Here is a 13602-nt window from a genome sequence, read left to right as displayed (position 1 = left end):
TACGCGCGAAGGAACGGAACATGGCTTTCACAGATCCTTTCATCCGTCGCCCGGTACTGGCGACCGTGGTCAGCCTGCTGATCGTGCTGCTGGGCTTCCAGGCCTTCAGCAAGCTGGTGATCCGCCAGTACCCGCAGATGGAAAACGCCCTGATCACGGTAACCACCGCCTACCCTGGCGCCAACGCCGAGACCATCCAGGGCTACATTACCCAACCGTTGCAACAGAGCCTGGCCAGTGCCGAGGGCATCGACTACATGACGTCGTCGAGCCAGCAGAACATGTCGGTCATCCAGATCTATGCACGCATCGGCGCCAACTCGGACCGCCTCTTCACCGAACTCCTGGCCAAGGCCAACGAGGTGAAGAACCAGCTGCCACAGGACGCCGAAGACCCGGTGCTGTCCAAGGAAGCGGCAGACGCTTCGGCGCTGATGTACATCAGTTTCTACAGCGATGAGCTGTCCAACCCGCAGATTACCGACTACCTCTCGCGGGTGATCCAGCCCAAGCTGGCGACCCTGCCGGGCATGGCCGAGGCGGAAATCCTCGGCAACCAGGTCTTCGCCATGCGCCTGTGGCTGGACCCGGTGCGGATGGCGGCCTACGGCATCACCGCCAACGACATCAACGACGCGGTGCGCAAGTACAACTTCCTCTCCGCCGCTGGCGAGGTGAAGGGCCAGTACGTAGTCACCAGCATCAATGCCACCACCGACCTCAAGTCCCCCGACGCCTTCGGCGCCATCCCGGTGAAGACCGTGGGTGACAGCCGCGTGCTGGTGCGCGACGTGGCACGGGTGGAAATGGGCGCGGAGAACTACGACTCCATCAGCTCCTTCGACGGCATTCCGTCGGTCTACATCGGCATCAAGGGCACCCCCAGCGCCAACCCACTGGACGTGATCAAGCACGTGCGCGCGATCATGCCGGAGTTGGAGTCCCAGCTTCCGCCGAACCTCAAGGCATCCATTGCCTACGACGCCACCCGATTCATCCAGGCCTCCATTGACGAGGTGGTGAAGACCCTGGGTGAAGCAGTGCTGATCGTGATCGTGGTCGTGTTCCTGTTCCTCGGCGCCTTCCGCTCGGTGCTGATCCCGGTGATAACCATCCCGCTGTCGATGATCGGCGTGCTCTTCTTCATGCAGTTGATGGGTTACTCCATCAATCTGCTGACCCTGCTGGCCATGGTTCTCGCCATCGGCCTGGTGGTGGACGACGCCATCGTGGTGGTGGAAAACATCCACCGGCATATCGAAGAAGGCAAGACGCCATTCGATGCGGCCATCGAGGGCGCCCGTGAAATTGCCGTGCCGGTGATCTCCATGACCATTACCCTGGCAGCGGTCTATGCCCCCATCGGTTTCCTGGAAGGCCTGACCGGCGCGCTGTTCCGCGAGTTCGCCCTGACACTTGCGGGCGCAGTGATCATCTCCGGCATCGTCGCCCTGACCCTGTCGCCCATGATGTGTTCCAAGCTGCTGCGCCACGACGAGAACCCGTCAGGCCTGGCGCACAAACTGGACATGATCTTCGACCGCCTTAAACAGCGCTATCAGAAGGCCCTGCATGGCACCCTGAATACGCGCCCGGTAGTCGTGGTATTCGCTGTCATCGTGCTCTGCCTGATCCCGGTATTGCTGAAGTTCACCAAGAGCGAACTGGCCCCGGACGAAGACCAGGGCATCGTCTTCATCATGGCCAAGGCCCCGCAACCGACCAACCTGGACTACCTGAACGCCTACACCCAGGCTTTCGTGAAGATCTTCAAGGAGTTCCCCGAGTACTACTCCTCGTTCCAGATCAACGGCTTCGACGGCGTGCAGTCGGGTATCGGCGGCTTCCTGCTCAAGCCCTGGGACGAGCGCGAGCGCACTCAGATGGAACTGCTCCACGAGGTCCAAGGCAAGCTGAACGAGATTCCCGGCCTGCAGATCTTCGGCTTCAACCTGCCGTCGCTGCCGGGTACGGGTGAAGGCCTGCCGTTCCAGTTCGTGGTCAACACCCCCAACGACTACGAGTCGCTGCTACAGGTGACCGAGCGGATCAAGGCGCGTGCCATGGAGTCCGGCAAGTTCGCTTTCCTCAACGTCGACCTGGCATTCGACAAGCCCGAAGTGGTGGTGGACATCGATCGGGCGAAGGCTGCGCAGATGGGCGTGTCCATGGAGGATCTGGGGTCGACCCTGGCGATCCTGCTGGGCGAGGGTGAAATCAACCGCTTCACCATCGACGGCCGCAGCTACAAGGTCATCGCCCAGGTGGAGCGCGCCTACCGCGACAATCCGGGCTGGTTGAGCAACTACTACGTGAAGAGCGAGAGCGGTGCCATGGTGCCCCTGTCGACCCTGATCAGCGTGCATGACAGCGCCCGGCCGACCCGCCTGAAGCAGTTCCAGCAGCTCAACTCGGCGATCATCGAAGGTTTCCCGACGGTGAGCATGGGTGAGGCTATCGACACGGTGGCACAGATCGCCCGCGAAGAAGCGCCGCGCGGTTATGGCTTCGATTACGCAGGTGCGTCGCGCCAGTACGTACAGGAAGGCAGCGCGCTCTACGTCACCTTCGCGCTGGCCCTGGCGATCATCTTCCTGGTGCTGGCAGCCCAGTTCGAGAGCTTCCGCGACCCGCTGGTGATCCTGGTCACGGTACCGCTGTCCATCTGTGGCGCACTTATCCCGCTGTTCCTGGGCGTGTCCAGCATGAACATCTACACCCAGGTGGGCCTGGTGACGCTGATCGGCCTGATCAGCAAGCACGGCATCCTGATCGTAGAGTTCGCCAACCAGCTACGCCGCGATAAGGGCCTCTCTGTCCGCGAAGCGGTCGAAGAAGCCGCAGCCATTCGCCTGCGACCGGTACTGATGACCACGGCAGCAATGGTGTTCGGCATGGTGCCCCTGATCTTCGCCACCGGCGCCGGTGCGGTCAGCCGCTTCGACATCGGCCTTGTGATCGCCACCGGCATGTCCATCGGCACGCTGTTCACCCTCTTCGTCCTGCCCTGCATCTATACGCTGCTGGCGAAGAAGGACCTGGTGCCCGAGGGCCAGCCGGCGGTGAGCCACTGAGCCCGGACGCGATAAAGAAAAGCCCCGCGATTGCGGGGCTTTTCTTTGCCGGCCTCATCATAGGGTGCGCCATGCGCGCCGGCTCTGTGCCTGCGTGGGGTTTGAAGTAAACCGGTAACGCCATTGGTGCGCGCGGCGCACCCTACCCAAGGTGCGCAAAACAAGCGCTCTCGCGGGGTTTTCGGATCTCATTCCTGGGCGCGCAATCCCTGGGACAATCCGAACATGAACAGCAGCAGGTTCTGGTCCGGCTGCACTTGCGCCTTCAACCGCGCATTGGGCGGTAACGGGCAGTAGCCGAGGCCGTTGACGCTGACCACGGAGGGCGAAGGCTCATGCCAGGCAGCCACCGCCAGGGAGGCTACTCCCAAAGCGCCGACGAGAAACAAAGCTCGCGTGACTTCTAATTTCATGATCGCAAACCCTTGATAGCGCTGCCAAACGCTGCTTCATAACCGTAGATCAGCACCTGCCAATCCGCTTCGCTCAGCGACGAGTGGCGCTTAAACTGCCACAAGTCGCGCAGAGCTGCCCGCTTGCTCGACAGTCGGCGCCGGGCTTTTTCCAGATCCAACAGGGCAACTTCGGGCAGGCCACCCTCTCCCGCCGGACGGACGAAAACATGTTTGGCATAGAGGCAACCGTGCTGCCACCCACCCCGATGCAAGCGGGCCAGGGTAGCCGCCAATTGTTGCAATACGAGGTGTTTGGCGCCTTCGCCCACCTGGGCGGCGTACCAGCGTTCGAACTCGATGAAGCCTTCCAGCGCTTCGGTCACCAGCAGCCCTTGCCACCCTTGTAGCGGGCAGCGGTGAACACCCCCGAATACGACCCTAGGGACGCGCACGCCCAGCCGCTCGACGGCCAACAGTGCCTCGCGCTCGCGCAGCACCGTCGGACGACCAAAGGGATGGCGCAGACTGCGGTAGAGGTGCTCGACCTGACGCTTCACATACCACTGCCGACCGTCCCCCAGGACAACTCGCTGTACGCCGCTTTCACCACCGCGACGTCGATTGGGCTCCTCAACCCATTCACCACGCAGCGACCAGACACGCAGGAACGGCTCATCCGACCGGGAGCCCGCCGCCCCGACCAGCTCACTGGCCATGGCTGGCGACCTTGCGCAGCACGTAGACCCGCCACATCGCGTAGAAGGGCAGGAAGTCCAGCCGCTCCTGAATGTCGAAACCCGCCTCGCGAAACTCCGCTTCGGCAGTGGCCACCGGCAGGACGAAACGATTCTGGTATCCCTGCTCGCTGTGGCGGGCCTGGCGTCGGTTTTCCAGGCGCTGGCGACGCCAGGCCTTGTAGTTGCCATCGACCCATAGGGAAAGGATCAGGCTGTCACGGGTGACCCGCCGGCACTCCCGAAGCAACGTCATGCGATGTGCAGGGTCACCGATGTGGTGCATCAGGCGCATGCAGAAAATGCTGTCCACCGAGCTCTCGGGCAACTGGATGGAAAAGGCCGAGGTCTGCAGCAGGCGCACGCGCCTGACCACTTCGACCGGTTGGACCTCGCTGGCCACGCGCAGCATCTGCTCGGAGTTGTCGGCACCGATAATCACCCGATTCGGCTTTTCCGCCAGCAACGGCCAGAAGCGTCCGGCGCCGCAAGGAAGGTCCAGCACCAGGCCGGGATCGTCGGCCAGGGCCAGCGCCTTGCGCGCCAGCTGCAGGTCTCGCCAGTTGGACAGGCGACGCCACAGGCCGGCCTGATGCTTACGGTGATATGCCTCGGCGTGCTTGCGGTCGTACTTGTCGGAGAATTCGAGGTTGATCGGGCGGGTCATGGACCACCTCCAGCTTGAAGATGGCCCTTAAATTAGCCAGCCCCTGGTCAAGAAGTGGTCAAGCGCAGGTGAAAAAAACGTCAATCGACGAGAGCGCTTCGCCCGCCGAGATCCACCTCAAAGCGGCAACCAGTAGGCTCGACGGCACTCAGGCTGACCGTCCAGCCCTGGTTGTCACAGATTCGCTGCACCAGGGAGAGCCCCAGCCCAAGACCATCGCCGCGCTTCGCCGGACCACGCACGAAAGGACGAAACATCGCTTCTCGCTCCTCTTCGGGAATGCCAACGCCACTGTCCTCCACCACGAAGCCGCAATCTTTCAGCACCAGGCGGATGCTGCCGGTATCGGTGTAGTGCAGCGCGTTACGGAGCAGGTTGCCCAGCACCGAGCGCAGCAATGAGGCGTTGTAGGCGCGCTCGTGTGGCACTCCGGGCTGGTACTCGAAACGCAGGCCCTTCTGCTCGATGGCTTCGCGCCACTGGTTGGCGAGATCACCGGCGACACTGGTCAGGCTCGCCTGGGGCGCCACGCTGGCTTCATCGCGCTGTGACCGCGCCAGCATCAGGAAAGTCTGGACCAGGTCGCGCATTTCCTCGGTAGCCCGGGCAATACGCTGCACATGGGCACGGCCACGAGCATCGACATGGGGATTCTCCGCCAACAGCTCACAGGAGGTTGCCAGCACCATCAGCGGGGTCCGTAACTCGTGACTGACGTCGCTGGTGAACAGGCGCTCGCGATTGAGCACCTCATGCAGCCGTCCCAGGGTGTCGTCGAAGGCCTGGGCCAGCTGTCCCACTTCGTCAGCGGCATAGTCCGGCGCCAGCGGGGGGGCCATGCCCAGCAGCTGGTCGCGATGGCGGACCTGCCCGGCCAGGCGCACCACCGGTTCGATGACCTTGCGCGCCAGCACCCAGCCCAGCATCAGCGCCAGAATCACGCTGAGCACGAAGCCGACCATCACCACCCGGTAAAGCACCTGCTCGCGGGCCTCGAACTCGCTCTGGTCCTGCAGCATCACATAGCGGCGGCCCTCGATTTCGCGGACCAGCGCATGGTAGGAACTATCGCCCTCGAAGACCTCGTGAAACCCTGGTTCCAGATCGGTCAGGGTCTCGGGAATCGCATAGGGCCCGGCATTGTCGCTGCTGTAGAAGCGGGTATCGCTATCCAGCGCAGGCGGCTTGCCCTGGAAGATGTTTTGGGTGAGGACACGGTGGAGCTCGTTGTTCAAGTCACGGGAAATCAGTTGCTCTTCGATCAGGTGTACGACTTCGATGATGCCGATAGAGAAGGTGCCTCCCACCAAGGCGGTCATCAGCACGAAGGCGATGAGAATCCGCCGTGCGAGGCTCTGCTTAAACTCCATCAGCCGACTCCGCCAGGCGGTAGCCCAGGCCATGCATGGTGTGCAGCAGGGGTTTGCCGAAGGGTTTGTCGATCACCTGGCGCAGCTGGTGGATATGGCTGCGCAGGCTGTCGCTATCAGGGCAGTCATCTCCCCACAGGGCCTCTTCCAGGGCTTCCCGGCGCACCAGGTGCGGGCTCTTCTGCATCAACACTGCGAGCAGCTTGAGACCGATGGGATTGAGCCGGAGGGTCTTGCCCGCGCGACTGACTTCCAATGTATCCAGGTCATAGCTGAGGTCGCCCACCTGCAGGCTGCGCCTGCCGCCGCCCTGGGAACGACGCAGCACGGCCTCGATACGCGCAGCCAGTTCAGAGAGGGCGAAGGGCTTGAGCAGATAGTCGTCGGCGCCGGACTTGAAGCCTTGCAAGCGGTCGTCCAGGGCATCGCGGGCGGTGAGCATGATGACCGGAGTATCACGTCGAGCCTCTTCACGCAGCCGACGACAGAGGTTGTAACCATCCAGCCCCGGCAGCATGACATCGAGCACGATCAGGTCGTAATGCTCACTACTGGCCAGGTGCAGCCCGGATAGGCCATCCCGTGCACAGTCGACGGAGTAACCCTTGAGTTCGAGGAAGTCGACCATGTTGCCCAGAATGTCGTTGTTATCTTCGACTAGCAGGATCCGCATTGGCTCAACTCCATTCATCCACTGATGGCCACTTGCCGGCCAGAGCACGCCCTAACCGGGAATCCGCAGGAAGTTTCCGTCAGCGCGCAACGACCGATCATACCCACGTGCGGCGCTTCCGCACATTTTCGCGGGCAAGAAAAAGCCCCGCGCGAGGCGGGGCTTCTTCGGACCGGATGGCCGGGTGGCTTACATCATGCCGCCCATGCCGCCCATGCCGCCCATGTCCGGCATGGCCGGGGCGCCCTTGTCGTCGGCCACTTCGGCAACCATGGCCTCGGTGGTGACCATCAGGCCGCCGATGGAGGCAGCAGCTTGCAGAGCGGAACGGGTGACCTTGGCCGGGTCCAGGATGCCCATTTCGATCATGTCGCCGTAAACGCCGGTAGCAGCGTTGAAGCCGTAGTTGCCGGAACCTTGCTTGACCTTGTCAACCACGACGCTCGGCTCGTCACCAGCGTTCGCCACGATCTGGCGCAGCGGGGCTTCTACAGCGCGACGCAGCAGCGCGATACCGACGTTCTGGTCTTCGTTGTCGCCCTTCAGGCCTTCGATGGCCTGCAGGGCGCGAACCAGGGCTACGCCACCGCCAGGAACCACGCCTTCTTCGACGGCAGCACGGGTAGCGTGCAGGGCGTCTTCAACGCGGGCCTTCTTCTCTTTCATCTCGACTTCAGTAGCCGCACCGACCTTGATTACGGCAACACCGCCGGCCAGCTTGGCCAGACGCTCTTGCAGTTTTTCCTTGTCGTAGTCGGAGGTGGTTTCCTCGACTTGCTTGCGGATCTGGGCAACGCGGGCTTCGATGTCAGCCTGGGCGCCAGCGCCGTCGATGATGGTGGTGTTTTCCTTGCTCAGGACAACGCGCTTGGCGTTACCCAGGTGCTCCAGGGAAGCGCTTTCCAGGGACAGACCGACTTCTTCGGAAATCACGGTGCCGCCGGTCAGGATGGCGATATCCTGCAGCATGGCCTTGCGGCGGTCGCCGAAGCCCGGAGCCTTGACGGCTGCGACTTTGACGATGCCACGCATGTTGTTCACAACCAGGGTGGCCAGGGCTTCGCCTTCAACGTCTTCAGCGACGATCAGCAGCGGGCGGCCGGCTTTGGCAACTGCTTCCAGGACCGGCAGCATTTCGCGGATGTTGGAAATCTTCTTGTCCACCAGCAGGATCAGCGGGCCGTCGAGCTCGGCGACCATGGTGTCCGGCTTGTTGATGAAGTAGGGGGACAGGTAGCCGCGGTCGAACTGCATGCCTTCTACGACGGACAGTTCGTTTTCCAGGCCCGAGCCTTCTTCAACGGTGATCACGCCTTCCTTGCCCACTTTCTCCATGGCTTCGGCAATGATGTTGCCGATGGAGTCGTCGGAGTTGGCGGAGATGGTGCCTACCTGGGCGATGGCCTTGGTGTCGGCGCAAGGCTTGGCCAGCTCTTTCAGCTGGGCAACGATGGCGATGGTGGCCTTGTCGATGCCGCGCTTCAGGTCCATCGGGTTCATGCCGGCAGCAACGGCCTTCAGGCCTTCGTTGACGATGGCCTGAGCCAGAACGGTAGCAGTGGTGGTGCCGTCACCGGCAGCGTCGTTGGCCTTGGAGGCAACGTCCTTCACCAGCTGGGCGCCCATGTTTTCGAACTTGTCTTTCAGCTCGATTTCCTTGGCAACGGAAACGCCATCCTTGGTGATGGTCGGAGCGCCGAAGGATTTGTCCAGAACCACGTTACGGCCTTTCGGGCCCAGGGTAGCTTTGACGGCGTCGGCCAGTACGTTTACGCCAACCAGCATTTTCTTGCGGGCGGAATCGCCGAATTTGACTTCTTTAGCAGCCATGTTGATTGATCCTCAATTCTTTAGTGTGTAGGCGGAGATTCGCGAGACTCAGGCTTCGACGACGGCGAGGATTTCGCTCTCGCCCATCACCAGCAGTTCTTCGCCATCGACCTTGATGGTGTTGCTGCCCGAGTACGGGCCAAATACCACCTGGTCACCGACCTTGACGGCCAGAGGACGCACTTCGCCGTTGTCCAGCAGGCGACCGGTACCTACAGCGACGACTTCGCCACGGTTCGGCTTTTCGGCAGCCGAGCCCGGCAGCACGATGCCGCCAGCGGTTTTGGTCTCTTCTTCGCTGCGACGGATGACGACGCGGTCATGCAGAGGACGAAGCTTCATTGTCGATCTCTCCCAATAGTGTTGTTACTTCGACCGGCGCGAGCACCGGTGGGTTGGTAATGTCCGGCGGAGCCGGTTGCAGCGCGACGGGGCGCCGCTTAATTCAGACCTGCAGATCAGCAGGAACCTTGCGGTGACCGATACATAGGGGCGCGCGAAGGCATTTCAAGGGCGAGGCGCAAAAAAAATGCACTTTATTGGTCGCGGCGCTCGTACTCACCTTCGATCACGCGCGGACGGGTTTGGCCGCTGCGGGCGGCAAGGTCGTCGGCGAAGGCGCGCTGGCGAATCGCCTGGGCCGCAGCGCGCTGGCGCAGGCTGCGAATGAACAGGCGACGAGTGAAGGGGATCAGGCAGAGCAGGCCGAAGATGTCGCTGATGAAGCCCGGCAGCAGCAGCAGGCCGCCACCGACGGCGATCAGCAGGCCTTCAAGCACTTCCTGCTCCGGCACCTCGCCCCGGGCCAGGCGCTCGCGGGCGCGCCAGGCAGTGGCGACACCGGCTACCCGCAGCAGCACGCTGCCGAGCACGGCGGTGCCAATCACCAGCAGCAGGGTGGGCAGGACGCCGATCGCGCTGCCGACCTGGATCAGGACGGCCAGCTCGATCAGCGGAAAGAGCAGGAACAGAAAGAGAAAAGCGCGCATCTGGGGTTTCCTTGGCGGAAGAACGGTTTCCGATAATCCGTTAGATGAAGCCGCCCTCCTCCCAATTCAAGCTACGGCCTCATCACTGGTCGGCCAGGATTCGGCGCGAGCCAGCTGTACCAGGGCCTGACGGACAGCGCCAGGGTTGTTACAGGATGTTGGGAAGGGCAGCCAATGAAGCGTCTGACCGATGCGTAGGTGGAATCCTTCAGAGTCGATCCCAACCATCTCCGCCGCAGGTTGGGACGGCAAACCGGCCAGTTCCACATAGTGAGCGATGGCATTGGCGTGATCGCTGTTCATATGTTCCAGCATGCTGATCTCGGCTTCGCCAGCAAACGCATTGGCCAGCACCAGTTGATCCACCCAATGGATGGCGCCAAATCCACCGATGAAGCGGGCGCGCACCGGTTCGAGGCGCCAGAAGTCGAAATCGTGGGTGCGGTGATAGTCCGCGGCCTGCGGGAAGTAGCGGTAGTAGCGGGTTGATGCGGCTTCCACTTCGGCTTCGTCACTGATTTGCCGTGCCTCGGCCAGCAGGGTCAGGCGCCCGGCGGCCTGGACATCCGCGGCGCCGCGCTCGCCCACCAGCAGCGAGCACTTGGCGTCTTTTTGCAGGTTGTGAGTGTGCTGAGCGATACGGCTGATGAGGATCAGTGGCCGGCCTTCGGCGTCCAGGCAGTAAGGCACCACTGATCCGAAAGGGAAGCCAGGCATGGTCTTGGAATGGGTGGACAGCACCCCCTGGTATTCCTTGAGCAGCATTTCTCGTGCATGCTTTGCGGCTTTCACGCTCACCTTATGACTCCTCGCAAAGAATCCGTCGAAAACGGACGAGCGCCCAGAATAGCGGTTTAACGGCGCAAGCGGGGACAAAGCGACAGTTATTCGAGGGGATTCTCATGCAACTCAAAGACAAGGTCATCATCATTACCGGTGGTTGCCAGGGCCTTGGCCGCGCCATGGGTGAGTATCTGGCCGCCAAGGGCGCGAAGCTCGCCCTGGTCGACCTGAACCAGGAAAAACTGGATGAAGCCGTGGCTGCCTGCAAGGCCGCCGGTGGTGATGCCCGTGCCTACCTCTGCAACGTGGCCAACGAAGAGCAAGTGACCCACATGGTCGCCCAGGTGGCCGAAGACTTTGGCGCCATCAACGGCCTGGTGAACAACGCCGGTATTCTTCGCGATGGCCTGACCATCAAGGTCAAGGACGGCGAAATGACCAAGATGAGCCTGGCTCAGTGGCAGGCTGTGATCGACGTCAACCTGACCGGTGTCTTCCTCTGCACCCGTGAAGTCGCCGCCAAGATGATCGAACTGGAGAACGAAGGCGCGATCATCAACATTTCCTCCATTTCCCGCGCCGGCAACATGGGCCAGGCCAACTACTCCGCCGCCAAAGCCGGTGTAGCTGCGGACACCGTGGTCTGGGCGAAGGAACTGGCTCGCTACGGCATCCGTGTGGCAGGCGTGGCTCCGGGCTTCATCGAGACCGACATGGTCGCCAGCATGAAGCCGGAAGCCCTGGAAAAGATGACCTCGGGGATCCCCCTGCGTCGCCTGGGCAAACCGCTGGAAATCGCCCACTCGGTCGCCTACATCCTGGAGAACGACTACTACACCGGTCGTGTCCTGGAGCTGGACGGCGGCCTGCGCCTGTAATACCTCGCACCATGAAAAAGCCCCGCATTTGCGGGGCTTTTTTTATTGCAGGACATCAGGTGTAGGAGCGAGCTTTGCTCGCGAAGCCTTGTTTGCGTCCACTCGCGCAGAACTAGCGCGCACAGATTCGTGCCCTGCGGGAACGAGTTCACTCGCGACCCGCCGCTCCTTCCCCACACACCGGCAGCGCGCTGCACTGCCCTTTTCCGCTTGACGCTGTTCCCAGCGGCGCCGACAGACGCGCATCCCCCGGCGCCAATTGGCGAGCGCAGGCTCGGGCTTGTGCAGCCTGGGCAGCGCAGCCCTTCTCGTTGAGCACCTCAGACAGATTGAACCAGCCCAACGCGTAATCAGGCTTGCGCTTCAGGCTCTCGCGCAAGGCCTGCTCGGCGCCTTCACGATCACCGTCGGCATAACGCGCATTGGCCAGCGCGAATAGAGGCAACGGCTCCGTCGGCCAATGTTCGGCAGCTGTACGGAATGCACGCTCCGCGACTGGGCGCTGGGCGGTTTGCTCCAGGTCGCTGGCGGCCTTGATCCAGGGTTCCAGGCGAGCTTCTGCGGGGAGTTGATCCGCCGGCAAGGTCACTACGGCCCAGCGCTCGGCACGCTGCCAGGTGCGATCGAAGCTGCGCAGGTCGGTCACCCAGCGCTTCTCGGTGCCAGACCGCAGCACCAGTTCGTCTTTGCTTCGATCAAACCCGACCACCACGGCGAAGTGCCAGCGCGGCAACCAGTCCAGGCCGAGGTTCTGCATCACCAGCACCGGGTTGCCGGCTGCCACCTGGGCCAGCAGCGCATCCAGGTTGGGCTCCAGTGGATAAACCAGCATCCCGTACTGGCGCGCGGCGGCCACCAGTTCCAGCTTCAGGCTGCCTTGCCGGGAAGGCAGGTAGACCTTGGGCGTCAGCTCCTCGGGTGAGGTTTTCACCCCACGCTGCACCAGCACCGTGGCCAGCGCGGCCGGGCCGCACTGGTAGATCTCCTGTGGATAGAACGGCGTCTGGGCCAGCTCCGTGCGCTGTGGCAGGCGGTCGCTCTGGGGCGATAGCAAGGGTTGCTGCCCGGCGCAGCCCGCCAAGGCCAGCGTCAGGACAGCGAGCCAGAGCCGCATCAGTTGATGCACTTGATGAAGCTGAAGATGTCAGTGGCGCAGAGCATGTCGGTGATGATGAAGATCACCAGGAACAGCACGATGATGCCCACCCAGCCCCCAGCCGGTTCCTGCTCAAGGCGCTGATTGAACTGTTGCAGTTCGGCCGGCGTCAGGCTGGCGATACGGGCCTCCACCTGCTCACGCGGCACGCCGAGGGATTCGAGCTTCTGCTGCACCTTCTCGTCATCGAGCATGGCGCGCAGTTGTGCCTGGTCCACCGGCTGCTGCTGCGGCGCCTGCTGTTCCTGCATGGCTTGTGGAGTGCCAATCATGGCCGCCTGGGCCAAGGGCATCTGCGCAAGGAAAACGAACTGGCTGGCAATCAGCAAAGAAGCAAGGCGGCGGTTGCAGGGACGTGAAAGCATAATGGTTCTCCAGGTTTTGTTGCCAGTTGACCACGGTACGTGTTTGCCGGTTCCAGCTTTCCCACAGCAATAGCAGAAGATTCTTCACCACAGACTGATTATTGCTGAACTCCGGCCAGCAGATATAGAATGCGAAACATTCCCATTTGCCTCCGAGTCCAGCTCTTGAATCACGGAGCCGACGCCCTTCCGCCTCCGCCGGTCGAATCTTTGCAGAAGCTCTACAGCGACCACCACGGCTGGTTGACAGGCTGGCTGCGCCGTCGCCTGGGCTGCCCGCAGAACGCCGCAGATCTTGCGCAAGACACCTTCCTGCGCGTGCTGCTGGCGCGGGAAAAGCCGGTGATCCTCGAACCTCGCGCCTTCCTCACCACGGTGGCCAAGCGCGTGCTGGCCAACCATTACCGGCGCCAGGACATCGAACGTGCCTACCTCGAAGCATTGAGCGCGCAGCCGGAAGCGGCCGCGCCGAGCGAAGAGGAGCGCGCCATCATCCTGGAAACCCTGGTGGAGCTTGACCGCCTGCTGGACGGCTTGCCGGCGGTGGCGAAGAAGGTCTTTCTGCTGGCCCAGGTGGACGGCATGACTTACGTGGAAATCGCTGCCCAACTCAATATTTCTCTCTCTACCGTCAAGCGCCACATGGTCAAGGCGGCGCAGCGCTGCTATTTCGCGGAGAGCCTTTGAG

Annotated in this window: 14 protein-coding genes; 3 read left to right on the top strand and 11 right to left on the bottom strand. The window is 62.4% G+C overall.

All coding sequences use genetic code 11. The features are described from left to right. Window positions 1-20: 20 nt before the first annotated feature. Window positions 21-3074, top strand: a complete 3054-nt coding sequence (locus E8E75_RS06065; RefSeq protein WP_120654718.1) for a multidrug efflux RND transporter permease subunit — start codon at window positions 21-23, stop codon at window positions 3072-3074. A 188-nt stretch (window positions 3075-3262) separates the two neighbouring features. On the opposite strand, the gene E8E75_RS06060 is transcribed toward E8E75_RS06065, so the two are convergent. From E8E75_RS06060 to E8E75_RS06020, 9 genes are all read right to left on the bottom strand, one after another. Then, window positions 3263-3487 carry a hypothetical protein gene (locus E8E75_RS06060; RefSeq protein ID WP_120654717.1) on the bottom strand — a complete coding sequence of 75 codons (225 nt, stop codon included), beginning with the start codon at window positions 3485-3487 and terminating at the stop codon, window positions 3263-3265. Then, window positions 3484-4185: a lipopolysaccharide kinase InaA family protein gene (locus E8E75_RS06055; protein WP_120654716.1), complete on the bottom strand. Its 702-nt coding sequence runs from the start codon at window positions 4183-4185 to the stop codon at window positions 3484-3486. Before E8E75_RS06055 ends, E8E75_RS06060 begins: the two co-directional genes overlap by 4 nt. After that, window positions 4175-4870, bottom strand: coding sequence for a class I SAM-dependent methyltransferase (locus tag E8E75_RS06050; protein WP_120654715.1), 696 nt, complete (start codon window positions 4868-4870; stop codon window positions 4175-4177). Before E8E75_RS06050 ends, E8E75_RS06055 begins: the two co-directional genes overlap by 11 nt. A gap of 80 nt (window positions 4871-4950) precedes the next feature. Continuing rightward, entirely contained in the window at window positions 4951-6240 is a 1290-nt protein-coding gene (locus E8E75_RS06045; RefSeq protein WP_120654714.1) for a HAMP domain-containing sensor histidine kinase, read from the bottom strand. Continuing rightward, window positions 6230-6913: a response regulator transcription factor gene (locus E8E75_RS06040; protein ID WP_120654713.1), complete on the bottom strand. Its 684-nt coding sequence runs from the start codon at window positions 6911-6913 to the stop codon at window positions 6230-6232. Before E8E75_RS06040 ends, E8E75_RS06045 begins: the two co-directional genes overlap by 11 nt. Before the next feature lie 189 nt (window positions 6914-7102). Then, on the bottom strand, window positions 7103-8743 hold the full coding sequence (gene groL / locus E8E75_RS06035; RefSeq protein WP_120654712.1) for a chaperonin GroEL: 1641 nt from the start codon (window positions 8741-8743) through the stop codon (window positions 7103-7105). Window positions 8744-8791: 48 nt separating this feature from the next. Continuing rightward, window positions 8792-9085 carry a co-chaperone GroES gene (locus E8E75_RS06030; RefSeq protein ID WP_028628402.1) on the bottom strand — a complete coding sequence of 98 codons (294 nt, stop codon included), beginning with the start codon at window positions 9083-9085 and terminating at the stop codon, window positions 8792-8794. 194 nt (window positions 9086-9279) lie between these two features. Beyond that, entirely contained in the window at window positions 9280-9732 is a 453-nt protein-coding gene (locus tag E8E75_RS06025) for an FxsA family protein (protein ID WP_120654711.1), read from the bottom strand. A gap of 66 nt (window positions 9733-9798) precedes the next feature. Next, a complete protein-coding gene (locus E8E75_RS06020; protein ID WP_120654710.1) occupies window positions 9799-10530 on the bottom strand; it encodes a HugZ family protein in 732 nt (243 codons plus the stop codon). A gap of 104 nt (window positions 10531-10634) precedes the next feature. Between E8E75_RS06020 and E8E75_RS06015 the strand changes: the two genes are divergently transcribed. After that, window positions 10635-11393, top strand: a complete 759-nt coding sequence (locus E8E75_RS06015) for an SDR family oxidoreductase (RefSeq protein WP_120654709.1) — start codon at window positions 10635-10637, stop codon at window positions 11391-11393. Window positions 11394-11541: 148 nt separating this feature from the next. Here the strand turns inward: E8E75_RS06015 and E8E75_RS06010 are convergent, their stop codons facing one another. Both E8E75_RS06010 and E8E75_RS06005 read right to left on the bottom strand, forming a co-directional pair. Continuing rightward, window positions 11542-12507 (bottom strand): PA2778 family cysteine peptidase, encoded by a 966-nt coding sequence (locus tag E8E75_RS06010; protein ID WP_120654708.1) that lies wholly within the window; start codon window positions 12505-12507, stop codon window positions 11542-11544. Beyond that, window positions 12507-12914: a PA2779 family protein gene (locus E8E75_RS06005; RefSeq protein ID WP_120654707.1), complete on the bottom strand. Its 408-nt coding sequence runs from the start codon at window positions 12912-12914 to the stop codon at window positions 12507-12509. The genes E8E75_RS06010 and E8E75_RS06005 overlap by 1 nt, the downstream gene beginning before the upstream one ends. Before the next feature lie 165 nt (window positions 12915-13079). Between E8E75_RS06005 and E8E75_RS06000 the strand changes: the two genes are divergently transcribed. After that, entirely contained in the window at window positions 13080-13601 is a 522-nt protein-coding gene (locus E8E75_RS06000) for a sigma-70 family RNA polymerase sigma factor (protein ID WP_256660920.1), read from the top strand. The last annotated feature ends 1 nt before the right edge of the window (window position 13602 follow it).

The organism is Pseudomonas sp. BN606, assembly GCF_029873115.1.
Classification (GTDB): Bacteria; Pseudomonadota; Gammaproteobacteria; order Pseudomonadales; family Pseudomonadaceae; genus Metapseudomonas.
This window is presented reverse-complemented; position numbering and strand designations above follow the sequence as displayed.